Source organism: Vicinamibacteria bacterium, assembly GCA_035620555.1.
In the GTDB taxonomy this organism is placed as follows: Bacteria; Acidobacteriota; Vicinamibacteria; order Marinacidobacterales; family SMYC01; genus DASPGQ01.
In genome coordinates, this window is sequence record DASPGQ010000625.1 from 1 (window position 1) to 3,152 (window position 3,152).

3 protein-coding genes are annotated in these 3,152 nt (G+C 61.2%); 2 read left to right on the forward strand and 1 reads right to left on the reverse strand.

Features of this window, described 5'->3' with window-relative positions:
* Positions 1-207 (forward strand): hypothetical protein (locus VEK15_25605; GenBank protein HXV64101.1); only part of this gene is annotated, 207 nt, incomplete at its 5' end.
* A gap of 505 nt (positions 208-712) precedes the next feature.
* Here the strand turns inward: VEK15_25605 and VEK15_25610 are convergent.
* Positions 713-1,921, reverse strand: a complete 1,209-nt coding sequence (locus VEK15_25610; GenBank protein HXV64102.1) for an IS481 family transposase — start codon at positions 1,919-1,921, stop codon at positions 713-715.
* Between the two features lie 296 nt (positions 1,922-2,217).
* Here VEK15_25610 and VEK15_25615 point away from each other — a divergent pair.
* A partial coding sequence (locus tag VEK15_25615; protein HXV64103.1) for a hypothetical protein occupies positions 2,218-3,152 on the forward strand: 935 nt, incomplete at its 3' end.

A 3,152-nucleotide genomic window follows, 5' to 3' on the forward strand; every position in this document is an offset into this window, starting at 1 on the left:
GACAACATCGGCATGGCGAGCTCGTGCCGGAGCGCGGGCTTTGATTCTGAGGCCACCCGAGGTTGGCCGGCTTCTCATGGGCAGGGGGTCCGGACGGCGACATCGGTAACAAAACAGACCGGGAACATGGGTGACACTCTCCTGGTCTGGAGAGGCTTTGGTGAGCGCGTACCCGGAGCGGAGCTCAGGCTCGCGAAGCGAGACTGAGCGTAGCGTAGGGAACGTGCTCACCAAAGCGGCGGCGCCGGCGGGGCTGGGGGCAATCGAGGTCGACGTCGAGACCTCCAGTAAGTTCTCGCTGAGCGCTTGCCGCAAGACACCGGCGAGCGGCACTCCGCGAACACTGCTAAGCGGGTTTTCTGGACTGAGCACCTCAATCGGCTGGTGAAGGGAACTAGCATTCATCGTCTTCGACGTCTGCCACGCTTGGGTGTGAGCCCAAACGCCGCGAAGACCTGGTCGAAACTCTTTCGCTCTTCGGCGGTAAGGCGTCGAGGACGTGGCTCGTGCATAGCGCGAGGAGTGGTTGAAGCGGCCCACTCGTCCAAACACCTCCGTAGCGCCTCGGACAAACCGATCCCCTCCCGCTTGACTCGGGCCTGCAGAGCATGGAGCTGGCGGGCGGGCAGGCGCACGGCCACGAGCGTCTGCTTGGGATCGTCGGTCGGTCGGCCGCCTGGCATCAGTTATGTTATACATAATCGAGTGCGGTTCAGCTAGCGCCTTCTCGAGCTCGTCTTTTGTAGCGTCTCCTCCTACTGATCTGTCCGTCCAACGGGACCAGAAGTCCGAAAGCACGGCTTCCTCGTTCTCTCGCGTTTCGTACATCGAGCAGCCCGAGCGCGATGGGACCGAAGTAGACCTTCCACCGGTCGTCATCGACTTCCTCAAGACCAATCCGCTCGGAGACGAGACAGCCGCTGATGTACCACTGCGTGCAACCAAAGGAAACCATCCCATTGGGGTAGGTGCGCCTGACCTGAAAATGATCTGGGTAGTCGATTTCCGGCAATCGACGAGGATAGGCTCGCAGCGACGGCCGATAGAGGGATGCAGGAACCTGCTGACCCAGCGCCTCGTGCGGGCGGATTTCGTTGTACTCGCTGCGAAACTGATCCAACGCCCGCTGCTGAGCTCGAAAGCTCGAGCGAGGCGGCTTGGCCGTCTCCGATTTCAAAGTACGATGCATCCGTTCATGTCGTCCGTTTTGCTCCGGTCGACCCGGTAGAATCCGCTCCGGATGGATTCCCAGACGAATCCACCAAACCGAAAGCCGAGACAATCCGCCCGGCGCAAGCGTCGAGAACGGCGCACCATTGTCGGTTCGAATCGCCTGCGGCAGACCGACCTCTCGAAATACCGATTCGAAGACCTTCCGTGTCGGCTGGTAGAGAGGGCGACGAAGAGCCTGGCAAGCAAGCAGATAACGACTGAACCCGTCGCTTATGGTCAAGGGGTGACAACGATCCCCACCCACCGGAAAATGTCCTTTGAAATCGGCACACCATACGGCGTTCGGGCTGTCGTAGCTGCCGAGACGATCGCCGTACGGAGAGCTCCGCCGTATCCGCCGCCGCGTTCGAGTGAGCCCGTTCTTACGCAGAATCTCTCCGATTGTGCTCGGCGCCGGCAGCGGCAACTGTGGGTACTGCCGACGCAGGATGACTCGCAACTTTCGCGGTCCCCAGCGTGGGTGTTTCTTCCGGATTCTTAAGACGTTCTCCACCACCTCGTCCGTGACCGCGTGAGGATGCGACAACGGGGCGCGCGACCGCTCCTCTAGCGCACCCACACCAGCCGACTCGTAACGTGCCACCCACTTGTATCCCGTCTTGCGGCTTACTCCGTATCTCTCGCATAACCACAGGAACGGCTCGTTCTTTTCCAGGTACGACGCGACGAACTTCACCCGCTCATTCATGCCATTCGTCTCTTTCCACGGCACGATAGCTCCCTCCAATCTCAGAGGAAGTGTCACCCATGTCGCCGGTCCAATCTGTTACCGATGTCGCCGGTCTATACCCAATTTTTTCTTGACAACTCCAGGATGTCATTTCGAGGAAACGAGCGAACCCGCTCCAGAATACCCGCCGCGAGCGCGGGAAAGCGCTCTAACGAGCGATGACCAGGCCGGGCGGCTCGAAGTCATCGCGTGTCTTTGGAGAGGCGTAGAGAGCGTTCGGCGGCCCTTGAAAAAGCCCGTGCTATACAAGGGGAATGGTTCCTGAAAACAATCTTTCCTCTCTTTCCGACGACGAGCTCCTCCGACGTCTCTCGCTTCTGCTGTCCCAATCACGGCGAGTCGAGGCCGACCTGGTCGTCCACATCGCGGAAGTCGACCACCGTGCACTCTACCTCCGCCGGGCTTGCTCGAGCATGTTCGCCTACTGCGTGGAAGTCCTGCGCCTGTCCGAGCCCGAGGCTTATCTCCGCATCGCGGTCGGGCGGGCAGGGCGCCGTTTTCCGGTACTTCTGCAGATGCTCGGCGACGGCCGGCTCCACCTGAGCGGCATCGCCCTTCTGTCGTCACACCTCACGGAAGACAACTGCGAGCACGTGCTGGCCAGAGCGGTGTATCGGACCAAGAGGCAGATCGAGGAGCTCATCGCGGAGCTGGCCCCGAAACCGGACGCTCCGGCGACGATTCGGAAGCTCCCCAGTCCTCCTTCGCCTCCCCCGACCTTACTTCGCCCGGACGGAGTAAAAAACCCAGCATTTTCGATACCCGGGCCGGCAACTCAGCCGGTGAGCTCTGCCTCGCCTCCTCCTGCCCTTCGTTCGGTCGCTCCGAAGCCCGAGCCCTTGTCTCCCGAACGCTTCAAGGTCACCTTCACCGCGAGCGGTGAGCTCAAAGAAAAGCTGGAGCGCCTTCAGGCGCTCACCCAGGAAGACCTGGTGTCGGTCATCGATTCCGCCGTGACCGAGAAGCTCGAAAGACTCGAAGCCAAACGCTACGGCGAGACGAAGAAGCCTCGAAAGACCCTGTCCGAGACCGATACCTCACCGAAGTCCCGATACGTTCCCGCCGCGGTCCGGCGCATGGTCTGGAAGAGGGACCAGAGCCAATGCACGTTCGTCGATGAGAGCGGCCGGCGCTGCACCGAGCGTCACGGACTCGAGTTCCACCACGATGACTCCCCTACGGTCTCGGA